Below are 20,471 nucleotides of genomic sequence, written 5' to 3' on the forward strand. Positions count from 1 at the left end.
TTTCTCCTGTTAGTGGGCGACCGCGGCTGCGCCGTGCTCGTCGATCAAGGCACCGTTGTGGAAACGGTCGATGGAAAAAGGCTTGGCCAGCGGATGCATTTCGCCTTTGGCCAGACTGGCGGCAAATACGTTGCCCGAGCCGGGTGTGGCCTTGAAGCCGCCCGTGCCCCAGCCGCAGTTGAAGAACATGTTCGGGACCGGCGTCTTGGAAATGATCGGGCAGGCATCCGGCGTGGTATCGACGATGCCACCCCACTGACGGTTCATGCGCACGCGCGACAGCACCGGGAACATCTCGACGATGGCCTGGATGGTGTGCTCAATCACAGGGTACGAGCCGCGCTGCCCATAGCCGACCCAGCTGTCGATACCGGCACCGATCACCAGGTCGCCCTTGTCGGACTGGCTAATGTAGCCGTGTACGGCATTGGACATGATGACGCTGTCGATGATGGGTTTGATCGGCTCGGACACCAACGCCTGCAGCGGATGCGACTCGATCGGCAGACGGAAGCCGGCCAGTTTGGCCATGTGGCCCGAGTTGCCGGCGGTCACAACGCCGACGCGCTTGGCCCCGATGAAACCCTTATTGGTTTCGACACCGATGCACACGCCGTTTTCCTTGCGAAAACCAATCACTTCGGTCTGCTGGATCAGGTCCACGCCCAGTGCATCGGCGGCACGGGCAAAGCCCCAGGCCACGGCATCGTGACGGGCGACGCCGCCGCGGCGCTGAACGGTCGCGCCGATGATCGGGTAACGGGTGTTCTTCGAGCAGTCCAGATACGGAATTTCTTCGGCAACCTGCTTGCCGTTGAGCAACTCGCCATCCACGCCGTTGAGGCGGTTGGCGCTGACACGGCGCTCGGAATCACGCATGTCCTGCAGGGTGTGGCAGAGGTTGTACACGCCACGCTGGGAGAACATGACGTTGTAGTTCAGGTCCTGTGACAGGCCTTCCCACAACTTCATCGCGTGCTCATACAAGTGAGCCGATTCGTCCCACAGGTAGTTGGAGCGCACGATGGTGGTGTTGCGCGCAGTGTTGCCACCGCCCAGCCAGCCTTTCTCGACCACAGCAACGTTGGTGATGCCATGCTCCTTGGCCAGATAGTAGGCAGTGGCCAGACCGTGCCCGCCGCCGCCGACGATGACGACGTCGTACACCTTCTTCGGGGTCGGCGTGCGCCACATGCGCTGCCAGTTCTCGTGGTGGCTGAGGGAGTGCTTGAGAAGGCCGAAGCCTGAGTAATGCTGCATGTAGGGCTACTCCTGACTCAGCGATAAACCGGGAAATCGGTACACAGTGCGGCGACCTGACTTGCAACGTTGGCCTCGACGTCGGCATCGCCGAGGTTGTCGAGGATGTCGCAGATCCAGCCCGCCAGTTCGACGCACTGAGTCACCTTGAAACCGCGAGTGGTCACGGCCGGGGTGCCGATGCGCAGACCGGACGTCACGAACGGCGATTGCGGATCGTTGGGCACCGAGTTCTTGTTGACGGTGATGTGGGCACGACCCAGTGCAGCGTCGGCGTCCTTGCCGGTCAGGCCCTGACGGATCAGGCTGACCAGAAACAGGTGGTTGTCGGTGCCGCCGGAAACGACATCGAAGCCGCGATCAATAAAGACCTGTGCCATGGCCTGGGCGTTATCGATCACTTGTTGTTGATAGGCTTTGAAACCTGGCTCCATGGCTTCCTTGAAGCACACCGCCTTGGCGGCAATGACGTGCATCAGCGGTCCGCCCTGACCGCCGGGGAACACAGCGGAGTTGAATTTCTTTTCCAGCTCTTCGTTGGCCCTGGCCAGAATAAGGCCGCCACGCGGACCGCGCAGGGTCTTGTGGGTGGTGGTGGTGACGACGTCGGCATAAGGCAGCGGGTTCGGGTACAGACCCGCGGCCACGAGACCTGCCACGTGAGCCATGTCGACGAACAGGTAGGCACCGACCTTGTCGGCGATTTCACGGAAGCGCGGGAAATCCAGTGTCTTGGAGTAGGCCGAGAAACCGGCAATGATCATCTTCGGTTTGCTTTCCAGCGCGATACGCTCGACTTCGTCGTAGTCGATCAGGCCGGTGTGGGTGTCGATGCCGTATTGCACAGCGTTGTACAGCTTGCCGGAGAAGCTGACTTTTGCGCCGTGCGTCAGGTGACCGCCGTGGGCCAGGCTCATGCCCAGCACGGTGTCGCCGGCCTGCAGCAGCGCCAGATAGACAGCAGCGTTAGCCTGACTGCCGGAGTGCGGCTGGACGTTGGCGTAATCTGCGCCGAACAGTTGTTTGGCGCGCTCGATGGCCAGTTGCTCGACCTTGTCAACATGCTCGCAACCGCCGTAATAGCGCTTGCCGGGATAGCCTTCGGCGTACTTGTTGGTCAGGCCGCTGCCCTGGGCCTGCATGACGCGCTTGCTGGTGTAGTTCTCCGAGGCGATCAGCTCGATATGGTCTTCCTGACGCTGCTCCTCGGCATTCATCGCCGCCAACAGTGCGTCGTCATAACCCTGGATCTGGTCTTGCTTGCTGAACATCGCGGTTCTCCCAGCGGCGGCGCTGCGCCTGTCTTATCGGTGGGGCGTGTGAATGGCCCCTTGGAAGCGATGGTATGGCCGACGCCGCCCGCCCAGATGCCTACGGACGCCACACAAAGGTGCGTTTACGACATTGCCCGAATCGGCCCCACTGGTCGTACCTCATGCTGCGCGCTTCAGCGCGCGCATGATTCGAGACCGAGGGAGCGGACTGGTCCGCAAAAAGCCCCGTGCACACGACGAAAACGTAGCGCATGAGCGCAATCAAGGCAGAGAACCTGCCAGTTCTGACAGTAGACGGGGGCAAACGCAGAAACCTAATCTGGCGGCGTAAAGAGGTCGATGGCGCTGGACCAACAGGGTCTGTAACAACGCGAACACATCACTCTTTTTATTCAACGGACTGGATTTCGCCGACGCCAGGAAGGAGACCATGATGAGCCTGATCGCAAGAACGCATACCTTGACGCCAGCATTATGGAGAGCGCTGAGCGTTCAAAAAAACCACCAGGCACCCGCTCTCGAGCCGCTGCTCCTGCTCTCTCAGGGCGTGCTTCATGATTCGAATCTGCTAGGCCAGGTCAAGCTGAGAACCATCCAGGAACTGCCTACTCTCGAGGCGCTGATAACGGTCTACATCGAGGGCATGGAGCCGACGCTTACCACTACAACGTCGATAACCGACGCCAGGCTTTACGCGACCACTCAAGACATCATTCATCAGAACGATGCCTTTAACTCCGTTATCTTCAAGGTCATTTCCTATTCAGATGGCACCGTCATATCCGACATCTATCTGTGGGAAATACCCGCACCGGTCGCACCCGACGCCATCGAATCGGACCTGCCTCTTTATCTGCCGAAAGGTTCGACGTTTTACGTGAGTGGCGCTGAGCAAGATATTGTGATGGACCGAACCATCAGAATGTCTGAAGACCATCGGGCCTCGGTCAATATCCGTACCGTTGAAGGAAGAAGCTACTCAACAACCGTAACGGAGGCTGAAGCGGTCCGATGTGCAGTGCCGGGCGACTATTACGTGGGGAACGGTCCGGATGAACTGTCGGTCGTGTAGGGCGTTACCACCCGCTCTGAAATTCCGTTCACGCCGGTCATCAAGCACACGCCGTTGCCAGCAGGACCGGCTCCGACCCCGAACTCACCGGCGCAAGCGTGAGAGACGCCAAGGTGTCGCCGCAACCCTGGCGTATACGTGATGGTGGTCAGCTTTTCGGCGCAACCAACGCATCCGCCCGGAACATGCCGCGAATCCCGCGCACGGCCTGACGAATCCGGTCCTGATTCTCGATCAGCGCGAAACGCACGTGATCGTCGCCGTACTCACCAAAACCGACGCCCGGCGAGACGCATACCTTGGCTTCGAGCAGCAGCTTCTTGGCGAACTCCAGCGAGCCCAGATGTGCGTAGGCTTCAGGGATCTTTGCCCAGACGTACATCGACGCCTTGGGGTTTTCGACCATCCAGCCCAGCTCATGCAGGCCCTTGACGAGCACATTGCGACGCTGGCGATACTGCTCGGCGATGTCGAGCACGCACTGCTGATCCCCTTCCAGCGCGGCAATGGCGGCCACCTGCAGCGGCGTGAAGGTGCCGTAGTCGTGATAGCTCTTGATCCGCGCCAGCGCATTGACCAGTTCCGGATTGCCGACCATGAAGCCGATCCGCCAGCCCGCCATGTTGTAGCTCTTGGACAGGGTGAAGAACTCCACGGCAATGTCCTTGGCACCGGGAACCTGCATGATGGACGGTGCTTTCCAGCCGTCGTAGACGATGTCGGCGTAGGCCAGGTCATGAACCACCAGCACGTCGTACTGCTTGGCCAGCGCCACGACGCGCTCGAAGAAGTCCAGTTCTACGCACTGCGCGGTCGGGTTGGAGGGAAAGCCCAGAATCATCATCTTCGGCTTGGGAATCGAGCCACGAATGGCTTTCTCCAGCTCGGCGAAGAAATCCACGCCTGGCACCAACGGCACAGAGCGCACCTGGGCGCCGGCAATCACCGCACCGTAGATGTGGATCGGATAGCTAGGGTTTGGCACCAGCACCGTGTCGCCCTGATCCAGCGTGGCCAGCATCAGATGCGCCAGGCCTTCTTTGGAGCCGATCGTGACAATGGCTTCGCTTTCGGGGTCGATATCGACCTCGTAACGCTTCTTGTACCAGTTGGAAATCGCCCGACGCAGACGCGGAATGCCACGCGAAGTCGAGTAGCCGTGAGTGTCTTCACGTTGGGCAACGGTCACCAGTTTTTCGACAATGTGCGGCGGCGTGGCCCCATCGGGGTTACCCATGCTCAGGTCGATAATGTCCTCACCACGTCGACGGGCAGCCATTTTCAGCTCGGCGGTGATGTTGAACACATAAGGGGGAAGTCGATCAATGCGCGCAAAGCGGCGCGGCGAACCTTGGTCAGCCATGAGAATCTCGCAGACGTAAGCGCCCGGAACCGTCCGAGCGACGTTGGCCACATGAGGCGGCCTGCTGCGGAAGATAAATGCAGTAATGGCGTTTTGTCTATAGCGATACGCTGATCGTACCTACACTCCGTGCTCATTGGACGATCCACGTCCAGACGTCACCACAGCAACACCTCACGCAACCCCAGCAACGCCAGAAAATGCAGCGGGTAGATCGCATACGCCCAGCGCCGCATCGGCAGGACCCTGAAGCGCGGTTTGCTGCGCAACAACGCCAGGCCCAGCACCGGCGCAAGCAGACAGGCGATCAGCGATCCGATGGAAATCGGATCACCCCACGCTGCCCCGGCAAACATCTCGGGCCAGGCATTGCCCGCCACGCAGAACACTGCCGGAAAAATCGCATAACCGAGCGATCTATCAAGCACCAAAAGAAACACCACGGGCAGCAACACGCCAGCCACCCCGAACATCAGGTATTGCTGAAACATCACCCCCAGCAGCAGCGCGACAATCGCCATCACCCGCGTCACGGCCGTGCGGTGCTGCCAACCCTGTGCAATCAGCAAGCCGAGCAGCAGCGTCGGCATGACGTTGAGCACCGTTGCATCGGCCATGAACAGGCGATAGGGAATCTCTGACAACGCAGCAAACGCCAGCAACCACGCGAGATATCGCCATTGCACACGCGGCTCGACCGCTGCCGCGCTGCGCCGTGAAAGATTGACCGCAATGGCCAGACAGAAAAAGGGAAAGGCAAAACGCCCTGGCACATACAGCTCGTTGACCAACCAGCCCACGTAGCGCAGATGATCAAGCACCATGCTCAGCATCGCTAGCCACTTGAGCAGGTCCAGCGCCTTGTTGCGTCCCGGCAGAAAAGGCGGGTTGGAAAGATCCATAGCACTCCTGACGTTATCAGCGCGTCATGTCGTCGAGACATGACCGCAACCCTCATTATTCGGTACAGTGCGCACCATAAGCCCACAAGGAATCGGCCATGACAGACCAAAGCCAACAGTTCGCCAGCGACAACTATTCCGGTATCTGCCCCGAAGCCTGGGCAGCCATGGAACAGGCGAACAAGGGTCATCAACGTGCCTACGGCGACGATCAATGGACTGCACGGGCGTCGGATGATTTCCGCCGCTTGTTCGAAACCGACTGCGAGGTGTTCTTTGCCTTCAACGGTACGGCGGCCAACTCACTGGCGCTGTCGTCGCTGTGCCAGAGTTACCACAGTGTCATCTGTTCGGAAACGGCCCACGTCGAAACCGACGAATGCGGCGCGCCGGAATTTTTCTCCAACGGCTCCAAGCTCCTGACCGCCCGCAGTGCAGGCGGCAAGCTGACCCCGGAATCGATCCGCGAAGTGGCGCTCAAGCGTCAGGACATTCACTACCCCAAACCCCGGGTCGTGACCATCACTCAGGCCACCGAGGTGGGCGGCGTCTATCAGCCGGACGAACTCAAGGCGATCAGCGCCACCTGCAAAGAGCTGGGCCTGCATCTGCATATGGACGGCGCACGTTTCTCCAACGCCTGTGCGTTTCTGGACTGCTCCCCGGCTGAACTGACCTGGAAATCGGGCGTGGATGTGCTGTGTTTTGGCGGCACCAAAAACGGCATGGCAGTGGGCGAGGCGATTCTGTTCTTCAACCATGACCTGGCCGAAGACTTCGACTATCGCTGCAAACAGGCCGGGCAACTGGCCTCGAAGATGCGTTTTCTGTCAGCGCCGTGGGTCGGTCTGCTGGAAAACGACGCGTGGCTCAAGCATGCCCGCCACGCCAACCATTGCGCGCAGTTGCTGGCGGATCTGGTCAAGGATATTCCCGGCGTGGAGCTGATGTTCCCCGTGCAGGCCAACGGTGTGTTTCTGCAACTGTCGGAAGCGGCGATTGCTGCCCTGACGGCCAGAGGCTGGCGTTTCTACACCTTCATCGGCAACGGCGGCGCACGCTTCATGTGCTCGTGGGACACCGAGGAAGATCGCGTCCGGGAGCTGGCAGCCGACATTCGCCGGGTGATGCAGGGCTGACCTGCATCACCCGGGCCGGGCCTCAGTACTCGATACGCACGTCACCTTTGGGCACGCTGCAGCAGGACAGGATGTAGCCTTCTGCAACGTCCTCATCGGTGATGCCGCCGTTGTGCTCCATCTCCACTTCACCGCTGACTTTCATCACCTTGCAGGTCCCGCAGATCCCCATGCCACAGGCTTTGGGGATCATCAGGCCCAGCTTGGCGGCAGCCGCGTGGACGGTTTCGCCCGGGCCCACGCGAATGCTCTTGCCGGTGTCGGTGAACTCGACCTGATGCAGATCGGCAACATCGACATCGGGTGCATCGGCGGCGATTTCGGCTTGCTCCACAGCGTCGGCGCGGGCTTCGGGCGGCGTGGCACCGAAGGATTCCTCATGGTACTGCGCCATGTTGAAGCCGTTTTCCTGCAACAGGCGTTTCACGGCCGCCATGTACGGCGTAGGCCCGCAGCAGAACACCTCACGGTCCATGAAGTCCGGGGCCATGAGTTCGAGCATTTTCTGGTTCAGGTAGCCGCGATACCCCGCCCAGGGCTCGCCGAGGCCGTGTTTTTCACAGACCAGGTGCAGGCTGAAGTTGTCGATTCGCGACGCCATGTGTTCCAGCTCGCGGTGGTAGATGATGTCCTTGGGCGAGCGGGCGCTGTGCACGAACACCATGTCGACATTGGCGTTGGTGTCATAGAACCAGCGCGCCATGGACATCACTGGCGTGATACCGACGCCTCCGCTGAGGTAAAGAATCCTGGGGTTCGGGAAGTCGATGGCGTTGAACAGGCCGACCGGCCCGTGCACCGCCAGTTCCTGGCCTTCGTGCAGCGTGTCATGGAGGTAGTTGGAGACCTTGCCGCCAGGCACGCGCTTGACGGTGATCGAGAAGCTGTAGGGCACGGAAGGCGAACTGGAGATGGTGTAGGAGCGCATGATCGGCACGCCGTCGATTTCCAGCTCCAGGGTCACGAACTGCCCGGGTTTGAAAAAGAACAGGATCGGCTGGTCGGCCATGAAGCAGAACGTGCGTACATCCCAGGTTTCCTGAATGACTTTGACGACTCGTACCAGGTGACGCCCGTTGGCCCATGTCTGGGTGGTGACCGGGCTTAGGAAACTTTGGGACATACATGATCTCCACGGCCGACTGTCGGCCTCTTATGGTGCGGATTCTGCTTAACAGAAGACACCGTCACTTATCCATCAACGACATTCACGTACTTACGGCGACCAGCCCCCAAAGACAAGGTGTTTCGCGTCGGGAACGGATTCGGCCATGTCGCCCATGGATAAGGTTCGCCACGCGCTCGCCGCCACACTCGCCACAAAGGGTAGCCACACATGGACGACCCATCCGGTGCCCTGCGTGCAACGCGACAACAACCGTATCAGCCACATTCGCAGGCCGCCTTCAGACGCGGTCATGAGGGATTTTAACGATGGACGTCACCGCAACCCTGAGCCTGGGCGACCTGCTGGACCCTGCACGCAAGGCCACTGCCGAGATGCTGCAAAATCGCGAACGCACGTATTCGCTGCCGCAGCCTTTCTACAGTGATGATCGGCTGTTTGAAATCGACATGCAGGAGATTTTCCAGAAGGAGTGGCTGATTGCGGGGATGACCTGCGAAATCCCGGCCAAGGGCAACTACCTGACACTGCAGATCGGCAAGAACCCGATCCTGGTAGTGCGAGGGCCGGACGGTGTCGTGAATGCCTTCCACAACGTGTGCCGTCACCGTGGCTCGCGCCTGTGCACCGCCGAGAAAGGCAAAGTGGCCAAGCTGGTCTGCCATTACCACCAGTGGACTTACGAGCTGGATGGCCGCCTGCTCTACGCGGGCAGCGAGATGGGCGAAGACTTCGACATGAAGCAGTTCGGCCTCAAGCCTGTGAATGTAAAAACCGCCGGCGGTTACATTTTCATCAGCCTGGCGGAAAACCCGCCGGCCATCGACGAGTTCCTGGCGACCCTGCGCCATTACATGGAACCCTATGACATGGAGAACACCAAGGTGGCGGTGCAGACCACCTTGATGGAAAAGGCCAACTGGAAGCTGGTGCTCGAAAACAATCGCGAGTGCTACCACTGCAACGCATCGCACCCGGAACTGCTCAAGACCCTGCTGGAATGGGATGACGTGACGGATCCGCGTGCCGATCAGGCGTTCAAGGACCACGTGGCCGCCTCCGCCGCGGCCTGGGATGCGGAGAAGATTCCTTACGCACACGCCAGCTTCGGCTTGCGTAACCGCATCGTGCGCATGCCGCTGCTCAAAGGCACCGTGTCCATGACCATGGACGGCAAGGTCGGCTGCAAGAAGCTGATGGGGCGCATTCAGAACCCGGATCTGGGTTCGATGCGCATCCTGCACCTGCCGCACTCCTGGAACCACTGCATGGGCGATCACATCATCGTGTTCACCGTCTGGCCGATCAGCGCGCAAGAGACCATGGTCACCACCAAATGGATCGTCCACAAGGACGCCGTGGAAGGCGTGGATTACGACGTGGAGCGCATGCGCCAGGTCTGGGACGCCACCAACGATCAGGACCGTCGTCTGGCCGAAGAGAATCAGCGTGGCATCAACTCCACCGCTTATCAGCCCGGACCGTACTCGAAGACCTACGAGTTCGGCGTGGTCAACTTCGTCGACTGGTACAGCTCGCGCATGCTGGAAAATCTCGGAGCGGAGCCTGCGCCTTATCTGAAGGGTGTGGCGGTCAATCACGAGTAAGCCTGAACGTTTCTCCCACCCTGACTCACGCGCACAGCCGAGTCAGGGAAGGGTGCAGCCAATGAAAACAGGGTGTCGGCGCTCAACGTGCCCCTTGAAACGTGGATCGCTCCAGCACTCATCAGTTGATTCAGGCCAGGCCCCTCGCCCGCATGGCATCATCACAAGCGGTATTACAGCCGCCTTGCATGTCCCCCTCCAGGCATCACGTGCTTAAAACGTTTTAGTTCGCCGTCCTGGCACTGTTTCAACGACGTCCACCGCCTGTCGCAAAACGTGCTGAACATCGCGCGAAAAAACGCCCTTTCTTTAAATGAATCTTTTTCTGACTACGCTTGTTGTCAGGACGCCATGGAATGGCTCGCACACGGCACGCACGGCCAGGTGCAGATCAAACGAAGGGACGCTCGAATCATGCTAAAAGCCAAAGTACTAAGACGTTACAAAAACCACGTTGTCGATGCAGCATCGGCCATGCCTGACATGAAGGGCAAAAACATTCTTATGGGATTCTGGCATAACTGGGGCCCTGAACCCGGCCAGGGTTATCAGCAGGGAATGTTCACGGAGATGGACCTGACCGATATCCCGGAAGCTTACAATGTCATCGCCGTCGCCTTCATGAAAGGCAGCGGTATTCCAACGTTCAAGCCCTACACCATCAGCGACGCCGATTTTCGTGCTCAAGTGGGGGATCTCAACGCACAGGGCCGTGCAGTGCTGATCTCTCTCGGTGGCGCGGGAGCGGAAATCCTCCTCCACCAGGGGCAGGAAGAAGCACTGGCGTATGAAATCATTCGTCTGGTTGAAACCTATGGGTTTGACGGGCTGGATATAGACCTGGAGCAAAGTGCAATCTCCGACGGAGACAATAAGACAGTACTGCCTTCGGCGCTGAGGATGGTACGCAATCATTACGCCAGCGAAGGTAAGCACTTTATCATCAGCATGGCGCCCGAATTCCCTTACCTTGTGGCGAATGGTGAGTACCTTGCTTATACCAAAGCGCTGGAAGACTTATATGACTTCATTGCGCCGCAGTATTACAACCAAGGGGGCGATGGCGTCTGGGTCGAAGAACTGCAGCAGTGGATTCCTCAAAACGATGACAGTTACAAGAAAGAGTTTCTTTATTACCTGACCGACAGCCTGGTTCATGGCACACGTGGTTATACGGAAATTCCGGCTGACCGATTTGCTATCGGATTACCCACTAACAATGACGCCGCCGCGACCGGCTATGTCATCGACCCACAGAGCGTGAAGTACGCATTAGATCGCCTGGCAGACGACGGTAATCCGATTCGCGGTCTCATGACATGGTCAGTCAACTGGGATAACGGAAACGATAAAAACGGCGTGCCTTACGATTGGGAGTTTGTGTCGCGTTATGGCTACCTCACCGAAAGCGAGCCGCCTGCCGACAAGCCATCTGTGCCTGCAGGTTTTGCTTCAAGTGATCAAACCACCACGTCAATCACACTGACCTGGCAACTGTCTACAGGGCCGCGTCCAGTCCTTGAATACCGGCTGAGCAGAGGTGACACCTCTATCAAGGTAACCGCCCCTCCCTACACGGACGAAGGGCTTGAGCCTGGCACCCTCTACACCTATCGAATCACCGCCATCGATACGGATGGTGTCAGCTCCGAGCCTTCTAGCGAACTCAGTGTAAGCACGAAGACCGAAAGCGGCGAAGATCAACGGCCAACAGCGCCCAGTGATTTGCACACGACAGAGATCACAACGACCAGCATTTCGATCATGTGGAACGCGTCCTCTCCCGGTACGCACCCGATCGTGGAGTACGCAATCGTTCGCAATAATGGCCAGATCGCAGCGGTGAAGGCGCCTGCGACCACCTTCACCGATACAGGGCTGACTGCCAACACGCCCTATCAATACGCCGTCTTTACGCGCGACAGCGCCAATATGTTCTCCTCTCCCAGCAACATATTGACTACATCAACCAAACCTGAGGGCGGCGGAGGCGAAGCATCAGACTGGGTCGTGGACCACAGCTACAAAATTGACGAGTTGGCCAAGTACGACGGCTTAATTTATATCTGCATCCAGGCTCACATTTCAAATCCGGCCTGGACCCCACCCGAAGCATTCGCCCTGTGGTCCCCTTACGCCCTCAGGACGGATCGCAGCAAGTCTCAGAGACGCTAGCTGAAACGAAATAGCTGACCCGTTAGCGGACGGGCAGCAGGATAGAAACGACTTATCCACAGAGCTGTGTTCTGAGCACTGCGGGCAGGTCGTTTCGCTAACCACAAAAAAGCACGATAAAACCGGCACTTAACCAGCACCCCATTTCGAACCCTGCCTGTACGTTTTTTAACCAGAAGGCCAGATACCACGGTTTTGAAGGGCTGTAGGAGATCGCAAACACGTTATCCACAGAAGCGCCAACAGAGTTTGGGTACAACTTTATCGGCTACGCAACGGGCCTGTGGAAAACTCTCTTTTCCTTGAATTTACGGCGCTGAGAGACTCTGGTTCGCCTGACTGGCTATTTTTTGTACAAAACCACGAAAGGCTTTAGCCTAAAGGCTTGCAGAGGATCACGAACAACTTGTCCACAGAGCCGCTCACAGAGATTGTGGGCAGTTATCACATCAATGACAGACCCGTGGCTTATTTATCCACAAAAGAATGCCTGATAAATCCGGCACTTAGCCTGATCATTAATTGATCAGGCGCTTGCAGGGCACGGTTTTAAAGGGATGTGGCAAGGCGCGAACACCTTATCCACAGGCGCACGCACAGGGAATGTGTGTAAGTCTTGCCGCGGGACTTAGCGGACGACGCCCTCTTCTATCAACAATTTGAGAATCGCGGCTGCGCCTTCTTCAGGGCTCACACCTTTGAGCACCTGCCCACCACCGCCGCTGGCCTTGGCCGTCGCGGCCTTCATGCGATCAGCACCACTTTTGGCCTTGATCACTTTCAAACGTTTGGGCCGAGGCTTGGCCGCTTGCAGCGCCTGACCTGTGAGTAACTCATCGACGACCACGTCGACGTCTTCCACGCCCAACGCGCCGCGCTGTGCAGGTCCATAAGCGCTTTGACGCGGCTTAGGTGCCGCGTTATCCACAGTGGCAAGAAACGGCAGGCGTACTTTCAGACGACGACGCTGCCCGCGTGGCAGCGCCTGCAGGACCAGGGCCGTACCATTGGCCAGCGATTCGACCTCGGCAAGCCCGGTCACCAGCGGCCAGCCGAGCCGCTCGGCAAGCAGGAACGGCAGCATGCCCGAACCTTCACCGGTTTCAGCCTGGCTGCCCGCGAGCACGACCTGAGCCGAGGAATCACGGATGTAATCCGTCAGGCCGATCAGCGCATCCGCACCCTGTGGCTGCTCCAGCACATGCAGTTCGCTCAGCCCCATGCCCAGGTAAGCACGCAATGCTGGCTCCTGCGCATCACCTGCATGCAGCACCTGCAGCTGATTCCCAACCAGTTGCAGTCCCAGTTCAACTGCTCGTGCATCCTGTTCAGCGCGACGTGCCCGACCTGACGTCGGGTGTGCGCCCACAGACACCAGACTGATGATCTGCACGCCCGGGTTATCCACCGCTTGTCTGGCTTGATCAGGCTGCATCACGTTTCTCCCTGTTGCGCCAGGCCTCGACGGCTGCAATCAGCGCATCGAGAATGGCGGCGCTCTCACCAATAACCGACAGATCGGCCCGTTTGACCATGTCACAGCCTGCATCGAGGTTGATCGCCACGACCTTGTCGCAAGCCCCGATCCCTTGAAGATGCTGAATGGCGCCGGAGATCCCCACCGCCACGTAGACACGCGCCGTCACCCAGGTGCCGCTGGCACCCACCTGACGCTCGCGGCCCATGAAACCGTCGTCCACGGCCACGCGCGATGCGCCTTCGGTTGCGCCCAGGGCCGAGGCTGTGCGATGGAACAGCGCCCAGTCCTTGACCCCGTTGCCACCGGATAGAATGAATTCGGCTTCGGCCATGGGGATAACTGCCGGGTCGACCGTCACAGCACCCATGTCTTCAATACGCGACAGACTGCGTGCCACCGTTGTGGATAACTCCACTGCGGACGCTTCATGCCGGGTTTCGCTGACAGGCTCTGCACATTCGGCAGCCGCCAGAATCAATCTGGCGATAGGCCGCACCAGATCTTCACGCCCCGCCCCTGCGCGTCCAATACACTGTTCATCCTTGACCTGCCAGACACGCGTCGCCGGACGTTCACCGATGCTGGCCGCAAACCGGCGGCCCAACTCTCCTCCACCGGTGCGGCTGTCGGGCAGCAACCAGTGGCGTGGACTGAACTGGTTATCCACAGCCCGCAACCCCTGCACGCGCTGTTCAGGGGCATAGCCGCTGAACTGCGAGCCATCCAGAACCAACAGACGATCCACGCCTGCCGTCTCGAACGTGGTTTCCTTGTGCTCGCCGAATACGATGGCCAATACCGCGCCTTCAGCCCCTGACAACTGACGCGCCAGCCCCAGCAGGTCGCGGTCATGACTGCTCAGGCGGCCGCCGACCATGTCCGGCACCACAGCGATGTAGAACACCGGATCAACGACCTGATGCAACGGCAACTGCACCTCGGCTGCAGCCGAACGCCTGGCTGCGCCGCCCTGCTGCGCGCCGCTGCGGTCAATGCGTTTGATGCCGTTGGGACCGATGAAACCCAGGCCATGCACATTCTTGCGAATCAGGCCGTTAGGCCCCATCCAGCGGGTCTGCGCAGGTTGCATCGCCGCATGCAGCGGGTGCAGGCGGTTACGGGCAATCCATTCAGCACGCGGGTCGCGGCGGATAATGTCGCTCATCAGTGCACCTCCGCAGGTTCACGTTTCGCCGGGATGACCTGGCTGGGGATAACGTCATCCTCCAGCAGCGCATCAGCCACCAGTTCGGCAATATCCTTGATCAGCGGTCGTGGTTCGACAACGCCTTCGAGCATCGCTGTGCACTGCGGACACCCTACTGCCACCAGTTCGGCGCCGGTTTCACGTATGTCTTCCATGCGCATGTCGGGAATGCGCTGCTTGCCCGGAATGTCAGTAATCGGCGCGCCACCGCCACCGCCGCAACAACGCGAGCGGAAACCTGAACGCTGCATTTCCTTGATGTCGATACCCAGCGCACGCAGTACTTCGCGTGGCGCTTCGTACTCGCCGTTGTAGCGGCCCAGATAACACGGATCGTGATACGTCACGCGGGTGCCTTTGTGCTGACCCAACCGGATGGATCCGCCCTGGATCAGCTCGGCCATGTACGTGCTGTGATGTTGCACGAGATAGTCACCGCCGAACGCGCCGTATTCGTTTTTCAGCACATGGAAGCTGTGCGGGTCACAGGTCACGATGCGCTTGAAGCTGTACTTGGCCAGGGTCTGGATGTTGCGCCGGGCCAGCATCTGGAACGTGGCTTCATCACCCAGACGACGCGCCACGTCACCGCTGTCGCGCTCCTCCAGACCCAGCACGGCGAAGTCAACGCCAGCCGCTTTCAGGACTTTGACGAACGCCCGCAAGGTCCGCTGGTTGCGCATGTCGAATGCGCCATCGCCGACCCAGAACAGCACGTCTGCGGTCTTTTTCTCGCTGAGTAGATTCAGGTTCAGATCTGCCGCCCAGTTCATCCGCCCGCCCGGTGCAAAACCACCCGGGTTGTCGGTGGCGATGAGGTTATCCAGCACTTCGGCACCCTTGTTCGGCGTTGCGCCTTTCTCCAGGGTCAGGTGACGACGCATGTCGACGATGGCATCGACGTGCTCGATCATCATCGGGCATTCCTCGACACAGGCCCGGCAGGTGGTGCACGACCACAGTGTCTCGGCATCCACCAGACCGTTGACGATTGGCTGATGCGGATGGCCGCCATGCTCGCCGATCGGCTTGCCCTTGCCGTCCAGTGACGGATACGGGCTGCCCGCAAAGTTCGCATCGGTGCCGCCCGCCAAGCCAACGACCATGTCCTGAATCAGCTTCTTGGGATTGAGTGGCTGACCTGCAGCGAACGCCGGACACGCAGCCTCACACTTGCCGCACTGCACGCAGGCATCGAAGCCCAGCAGCTGGTTCCAGGTAAAATCCTTCGGTTTTTCCACGCCCAGCGGTGCGGTCGGGTCAGTCAGATCCAGTGGCTTGAGGCCGGTGGAGCGACCACCCCCGAAGCGCTCGGCGCGGCGGTGCCAGGCCAGGTGCAGCGCACCGGCAAAGGCGTGCTTCATCGGCCCGCCCCAGGTCATGCCGAAGAACAGCTCGCTAACGCCCCACAGCACGCCAACGCCCAGAATCACGACCAGCACCCAGCCGCCGAAATGCTCGGGAAGAATGCCGGCCACCGGCAGCGTGACGATGAAGAAGCTGGCGGAGAACGCCATCAGACTCTTCGGCAGGCGCATCCACGGACCTTTGGACAGGCGCGCAGGCGGGTTCAGGCGACGGCGGTAAACAAAGATTGCGCCGACAAACATGACCGCTGTCATCAACAGCAACGCATAGCCGAGCAGGCGGTTATGCAGCCCGAAACCGTGCACCAGAATCGCCAGAATGATCGATGCCACCGCACCGCCTGCCGTGGCGACGTGGGTGTTGGCGATGTACTTGTCGCGGGCGACCACATGGTGCAGATCGACCATGTAGCGCTTGGGCATCGCCAGTAACCCGCCCAGCCAGTCGACTTTCGAGGCCCGGCCGTTGCGCCACAGGCTGACCCGCCGCAGCGCGCCCAGCACCGCAAGGGCCAGCGCGCTGAACAGCAGGATGGGAAGAATAGTGCTTAGCATGATGGCTCTGCTCCGGTCCGCTTATCAAACAACCTGTAACCCACTCAAGAAACTCAATTCGTGGGAGCGGACTTGTCCGCGAAAAGGCCGGTACATCCGACGCAGGTGCAGTGGCCGAAACTCTGCATTCGCGGACAAGTCCGCTCCCACGGAATTTACTGCGCGACAGCACCATGTCGAAGACGCAGTGGGATCTCCCACTGAAAAGGAGCTCTTAAAAGTCCTTACAAAGGCGCAAGCCGTCGTAGATCGCCGCATGGGTGTTGCGCTGTGCCACACAGTCGCCGATCCGGAACAGCAGGTAGCCGTCGCCCGGTTCGCTCAACGAAGGCTGCGGTTGAATGGCGAACAGGGCGTCGATGTCGATCTGGCCCTTGTTGCGTGAGCCTTCCTTGAGCGCGTAGTAGATCGCCTCGTCCGGACGCACGCCGTTCTCCACCACCACCTGATCGACCACACGCTCTTCCTTGGCTCCGGTGTATTCGTTCTCCAGCACCGCCACCAGCTTGTCGCCCTCGCGATAGACCTTTTCCAGCATCATGTCGCCGGTCATGATTACTTCCTTGGGGTACATGCTGCGGTAGTAAGTCGGGAACGACGTACCGCCAATCGCCACGCCGGGCTTGATGTCGTCGGTGACGATTTCAACCTGGCAGCCTTTGTCAGCCAGGAAGTCGGCGACGGACATGCCGGTGAACTCACAGATGGTGTCGTAGACCAGCACGTTCTTGCCCGGCGCAACCTTGCCGTCGAGCACGTCCCAACTGCTCACAACCAGCCCTTCGGCGGCGCCCCAGTGCTCGTTCTGCTCCACAAACGGATGGCCGCCCACCGCCAGCACCACGATGTCGGGCCGCAGGTCGAGGATGGTGGCCGCGTCGGCTGCCGTCCCCAGACGCAGGTCGACTTTCAGGCGCGCCAGTTCCAGCTGGAACCAGCGGGTGATCCCGGCAATCTGGTCACGCTGTGGTGCTTTCGAGGCCGTCGTGATCTGGCCGCCAATGAATTCCTTTTTCTCGAACAGCGTCACGTCATGCCCGCGCTCGGCAGACACCCGCGCCGCTTCCATGCCCGCAGGCCCGGCGCCCACGACCACGACCTTGCGTTTCGGTCCGGTGGATTTCTCGATGATGTGCGGCACGCCCATGTATTCGCGTGACGTTGCCGCATTCTGGATACACAGCACGTCCAGCCCTTGATACTGGCGGTCGATGCAGTAGTTGGCGCCCACGCACTGCTTGATCTGGTCGATCTGCCCCATCTTGATCTTGGCGATCAGGTGCGGGTCGGCGATGTGCGCGCGGGTCATGCCGACCATGTCGACATAGCCGCCTTCCAGAATCCGCGTGGCCTGGTTCGGGTCCTTGATGTTCTGCGCATGCAGCACAGGGGCCTTGACCACTTCCTTGATCCCGGCCGCCAGATGCAGGAACGGTTCCGGTGGATAACTCATGTTGGGAATCACGTTGGCCAGGGTGTTGTGTGTGTCGCACCCCGAACCCACGACACCGATGAAGTCGATCATGCCGGTGTCGTCGTAATACCTGGCGATCTGTTTCATGTCCTCGTGGCTCAGGCCATCGGGGTGGAACTCGTCGCCGCAGATCCGCAGGCCCACGCAGAAGTCGGGACCGACTTCCTTGCGCACGGCCTTGATCACTTCAAGACCGAAGCGCATGCGGTTCTCGAAGCTGCCGCCCCACTCGTCGGTACGCTTGTTGACCCGCGGGCTCCAGAACTGATCGATCATGTGCTGGTGTACGGCCGACAATTCCACGCCGTCCAGGCCACCGGCCTTGGCACGCGCCGCGGCGCTGGCGTAGTTGCCGATCACGCGCCAGATCTCCTCGGGCTCGATGGTCTTGCAGGTGGCGCGGTGCACGGGCTCACGAATGCCCGACGGCGACAGCAACGTCGGCCAGTGGTCGCCATCCCAACGCGAGCGTCGACCCATGTGGGTAATCTGGATCATGATCTTGGCGCCGTGCTTGTGCATGGCGTCGGCCAGATTCTGGAAGTGTGGAATGATCCGGTCGGTCGCCAGGTTGACCGATTTCCACCAGCCTTGCGGGCTGTCAATCGCGACACTGGACGAGCCGCCGCAGATAGCCAGACCGATACCGCCCTTGGCTTTCTCTTCGTAATACTTCACATAGCGGTCGGTGGTCATGCCGCCATCGGTGGCGTAAACCTCCGCATGCGCGGTGCTGAGCACGCGATTGCGGATGGTGAGCTTGCCGATCTGGATCGGCTGGAACATCGCTTCGAAAGCCATAACGCGATCCTCGATTTACAGCGGCTTGACGACAAAGAGTCCGTCATCATGACCTTCTTCGGAGCCACCGTAGACCTGCTCGGCAACCGTGCGGACCGAGCTGCCGCTGGCAGCCAGAATCTGGTCCATGGCACCCGCGAACCAGCCGGTGAACATGTAATCGACCTTGCGACCGACCTTGCCGTAGACGTACACGAAGCAGGAGTGTTCGAGCTTGACGCTGGCGGTGCCTTTTTCGAGGTCGATGTCCTGAATCTTGAACAGCCCCCAGCCGCGCTGCGACAGACGCTTCATGTAGTGCTCGAATACTGCGACGCCTTCGATACCGTGGCACTCGGCTTCTTTTTCACACCAGTGCCAGGCGGATTTATAGCCGGCCTTGTAGAGGATCTCGGCATAGGCATCAGCCCCCAGGACCTCCTCGATACCCATGTGGTTGTTGACGAAGAAATGGCGAGGCACGTAGAGCATCGGCAATGCGTCGGACGTCCAGATACCGGTTTCGCTGTCGACTTCGATAGGCAGTTGCGGGGCGATTTTGGCCATGGGGAACAAACTCCGGATGATTCGGGTTACACCCACGGCAACAAGGGCCGTGGGCGTGTAATGGGTTCGGGTGTAACGGGCGGCTTATTCGCCCCAGACGTCGGCCAGGACATTGACCCAGTTCTCGCCCATGATCTTGCGCACCACGCGCTCGGGATGGCCGCGCTTGAGCAGGGTTTCGGTCAGGTTGGGGAATTCGCCCACGGTGCGGATGCCCAGCGGGTTGATGATCTTGCCGAAGTTGGTCAGACGCCGGGCATAACCCTTGTCGTGGGTCAGGTATTCGAAGAAATCCTGGCCATGGCCCTGGGTGAAATCGGTGCCGATACCGATCGCGTCTTCGCCGACGATGTTCATCACGTATTCGATGGCTTCGGCGTAGTCGTCGATGGTCGATTCAATACCCTTGGCCAGAAACGGCGCAAACATGGTCACGCCCACGAAGCCGCCATGATCGGCAATGAACTTGAGCTCCGCGTCGGACTTGTTGCGAGGATGCTCTTTCAGGCCGGACGGCAGGCAATGGGAGTAGCAGACGGGCTTTTTCGATTCGAGAATGACTTCTTCGGACGTCTTTGAGCCCACATGGGACAGGTCGCACATGACGCCCACACGGTTCATTTCGGCCACGATCTCGCGACCGAAGCCTGACAGGCCGCCGTCACGCTCATAGCAGCCGGTGCCTACCAGATTCTGGGTGTTGTAGCACATCTGCACGATGCCAACGCCCAGCTTCTTGAAGATCTCGACGTAGCCGATCTGATCCTCGTAGGCGTGGGCGTTCTGGAAGCCGAACAGAATGCCGGTCTTGCCCAGTTCCTTGGCTTTGCGGATGTCGGCCGTGGTATGGACCGGCATGACCAGATCGCTGTTTTCGCGCATCAGTTTCTGGCTGGTGCAAATGCTGTTGATGGTGGCCTGAAAGCCTTCCCATACCGACACCGTGCAGTTGGCCATGGTCAGGCCGCCCTTGCGCATGTCTTCAAACAATTCACGGTTCCACTTGGCGATGATCAGCCCGTCAATAACGATGCTGTCGGCGTGCAGTTCGGCTGGGCTCATCAGGCTGTCCCCTTTTAGGTTCTTGCGCACCGAATCGGCTGTCGGCGCTAATGGGGTCAGC

General features: G+C 59.7%; 15 protein-coding genes. 4 read left to right on the forward strand and 11 right to left on the reverse strand.

Annotated elements, in window-relative coordinates; genetic code table 11:
• Positions 1–9: 9 nt before the first annotated feature.
• Complete coding sequence (locus BUB69_RS12995; RefSeq protein ID WP_002555602.1) at positions 10–1,260, reverse strand: sarcosine oxidase subunit beta family protein; 1,251 nt, start codon at positions 1,258–1,260, stop codon at positions 10–12.
• Between the two features lie 17 nt (positions 1,261–1,277).
• Positions 1,278–2,531, reverse strand: coding sequence for a serine hydroxymethyltransferase (glyA, locus tag BUB69_RS13000; RefSeq protein WP_073167171.1), 1,254 nt, complete (start codon positions 2,529–2,531; stop codon positions 1,278–1,280).
• Between the two features lie 433 nt (positions 2,532–2,964).
• On the opposite strand from glyA, the gene BUB69_RS13005 reads away from it, so the two are divergent.
• Positions 2,965–3,606, forward strand: coding sequence for a hypothetical protein (locus BUB69_RS13005; protein ID WP_073167174.1), 642 nt, complete (start codon positions 2,965–2,967; stop codon positions 3,604–3,606).
• 148 nt (positions 3,607–3,754) lie between these two features.
• Here BUB69_RS13005 and alaC read toward each other — a convergent pair whose 3' ends face one another.
• Both alaC and BUB69_RS13015 read right to left on the reverse strand, forming a co-directional pair.
• Positions 3,755–4,969, reverse strand: a complete 1,215-nt coding sequence (gene alaC, locus BUB69_RS13010; RefSeq protein WP_029244127.1) for an alanine transaminase — start codon at positions 4,967–4,969, stop codon at positions 3,755–3,757.
• A gap of 158 nt (positions 4,970–5,127) precedes the next feature.
• Positions 5,128–5,871, reverse strand: coding sequence for a TraX family protein (locus BUB69_RS13015; protein ID WP_073167177.1), 744 nt, complete (start codon positions 5,869–5,871; stop codon positions 5,128–5,130).
• A gap of 98 nt (positions 5,872–5,969) precedes the next feature.
• Between BUB69_RS13015 and BUB69_RS13020 the strand changes: the two genes are divergently transcribed.
• Positions 5,970–7,010: a threonine aldolase family protein gene (locus tag BUB69_RS13020; RefSeq protein ID WP_073167180.1), complete on the forward strand. Its 1,041-nt coding sequence runs from the start codon at positions 5,970–5,972 to the stop codon at positions 7,008–7,010.
• A gap of 22 nt (positions 7,011–7,032) precedes the next feature.
• On the opposite strand, the gene gbcB is transcribed toward BUB69_RS13020, so the two are convergent.
• Positions 7,033–8,133, reverse strand: a complete 1,101-nt coding sequence (gbcB, locus tag BUB69_RS13025; RefSeq protein WP_073167184.1) for a glycine-betaine demethylase subunit GbcB — start codon at positions 8,131–8,133, stop codon at positions 7,033–7,035.
• A 311-nt stretch (positions 8,134–8,444) separates the two neighbouring features.
• On the opposite strand from gbcB, the gene gbcA reads away from it, so the two are divergent.
• The gene (gbcA, locus tag BUB69_RS13030) at positions 8,445–9,743 is read left to right on the forward strand and encodes a glycine-betaine demethylase subunit GbcA (RefSeq protein ID WP_073167187.1); all 1,299 of its coding nucleotides are present in this window, start codon (positions 8,445–8,447) and stop codon (positions 9,741–9,743) included.
• A gap of 414 nt (positions 9,744–10,157) precedes the next feature.
• Positions 10,158–11,918, forward strand: coding sequence for a fibronectin type III domain-containing protein (locus BUB69_RS13035; protein WP_073167660.1), 1,761 nt, complete (start codon positions 10,158–10,160; stop codon positions 11,916–11,918).
• 628 nt (positions 11,919–12,546) lie between these two features.
• Here BUB69_RS13035 and etfB read toward each other — a convergent pair.
• From etfB to BUB69_RS13065, 6 genes are all read right to left on the reverse strand, one after another.
• Entirely contained in the window at positions 12,547–13,353 is an 807-nt protein-coding gene (gene etfB, locus BUB69_RS13040) for an electron transfer flavoprotein subunit beta (protein ID WP_073167191.1), read from the reverse strand.
• Positions 13,343–14,563 carry an electron transfer flavoprotein subunit alpha gene (gene etfA / locus BUB69_RS13045; protein ID WP_073167194.1) on the reverse strand — a complete coding sequence of 407 codons (1,221 nt, stop codon included), beginning with the start codon at positions 14,561–14,563 and terminating at the stop codon, positions 13,343–13,345. The genes etfB and etfA overlap by 11 nt, the downstream gene beginning before the upstream one ends.
• Entirely contained in the window at positions 14,563–16,527 is a 1,965-nt protein-coding gene (dgcB, locus tag BUB69_RS13050; protein ID WP_122696362.1) for a dimethylglycine demethylation protein DgcB, read from the reverse strand. Before dgcB ends, etfA begins: the two co-directional genes overlap by 1 nt.
• Before the next feature lie 214 nt (positions 16,528–16,741).
• The gene (dgcA, locus tag BUB69_RS13055) at positions 16,742–18,802 is read right to left on the reverse strand and encodes a dimethylglycine demethylation protein DgcA (protein WP_073167200.1); all 2,061 of its coding nucleotides are present in this window, start codon (positions 18,800–18,802) and stop codon (positions 16,742–16,744) included.
• Between the two features lie 15 nt (positions 18,803–18,817).
• Positions 18,818–19,348: a DUF5943 domain-containing protein gene (locus BUB69_RS13060; RefSeq protein WP_073167203.1), complete on the reverse strand. Its 531-nt coding sequence runs from the start codon at positions 19,346–19,348 to the stop codon at positions 18,818–18,820.
• Between the two features lie 84 nt (positions 19,349–19,432).
• Positions 19,433–20,410: a dipeptidase gene (locus tag BUB69_RS13065; protein ID WP_004880223.1), complete on the reverse strand. Its 978-nt coding sequence runs from the start codon at positions 20,408–20,410 to the stop codon at positions 19,433–19,435.
• Between the last annotated feature and the right edge of the window lie 61 nt (positions 20,411–20,471).

The sequence above is a fragment of the Pseudomonas asturiensis genome (assembly GCF_900143095.1).
GTDB classification, from domain to species: Bacteria; Pseudomonadota; Gammaproteobacteria; order Pseudomonadales; family Pseudomonadaceae; genus Aquipseudomonas; species Aquipseudomonas asturiensis.

Coding starts and splice junctions, on each gene's coding strand:
- gbcA (WP_073167187.1), top strand. CDS start 8,445: ATGGACGTCACCGCAACCCTGAGCCTGGGCGACCTGCTGGACCCTGCA.
- etfB (WP_073167191.1), bottom strand. CDS start 13,353: ATGCAGCCTGATCAAGCCAGACAAGCGGTGGATAACCCGGGCGTGCAG.
- BUB69_RS13065 (WP_004880223.1), bottom strand. CDS start 20,410: ATGAGCCCAGCCGAACTGCACGCCGACAGCATCGTTATTGACGGGCTG.
- BUB69_RS12995 (WP_002555602.1), bottom strand. CDS start 1,260: ATGCAGCATTACTCAGGCTTCGGCCTTCTCAAGCACTCCCTCAGCCAC.
- alaC (WP_029244127.1), bottom strand. CDS start 4,969: ATGGCTGACCAAGGTTCGCCGCGCCGCTTTGCGCGCATTGATCGACTT.
- BUB69_RS13015 (WP_073167177.1), bottom strand. CDS start 5,871: ATGGATCTTTCCAACCCGCCTTTTCTGCCGGGACGCAACAAGGCGCTG.
- BUB69_RS13060 (WP_073167203.1), bottom strand. CDS start 19,348: ATGGCCAAAATCGCCCCGCAACTGCCTATCGAAGTCGACAGCGAAACC.
- dgcB (WP_122696362.1), bottom strand. CDS start 16,527: ATGCTAAGCACTATTCTTCCCATCCTGCTGTTCAGCGCGCTGGCCCTT.
- BUB69_RS13035 (WP_073167660.1), top strand. CDS start 10,158: ATGCTAAAAGCCAAAGTACTAAGACGTTACAAAAACCACGTTGTCGAT.
- etfA (WP_073167194.1), bottom strand. CDS start 14,563: ATGAGCGACATTATCCGCCGCGACCCGCGTGCTGAATGGATTGCCCGT.
- BUB69_RS13020 (WP_073167180.1), top strand. CDS start 5,970: ATGACAGACCAAAGCCAACAGTTCGCCAGCGACAACTATTCCGGTATC.
- dgcA (WP_073167200.1), bottom strand. CDS start 18,802: ATGGCTTTCGAAGCGATGTTCCAGCCGATCCAGATCGGCAAGCTCACC.
- glyA (WP_073167171.1), bottom strand. CDS start 2,531: ATGTTCAGCAAGCAAGACCAGATCCAGGGTTATGACGACGCACTGTTG.
- BUB69_RS13005 (WP_073167174.1), top strand. CDS start 2,965: ATGATGAGCCTGATCGCAAGAACGCATACCTTGACGCCAGCATTATGG.
- gbcB (WP_073167184.1), bottom strand. CDS start 8,133: ATGTCCCAAAGTTTCCTAAGCCCGGTCACCACCCAGACATGGGCCAAC.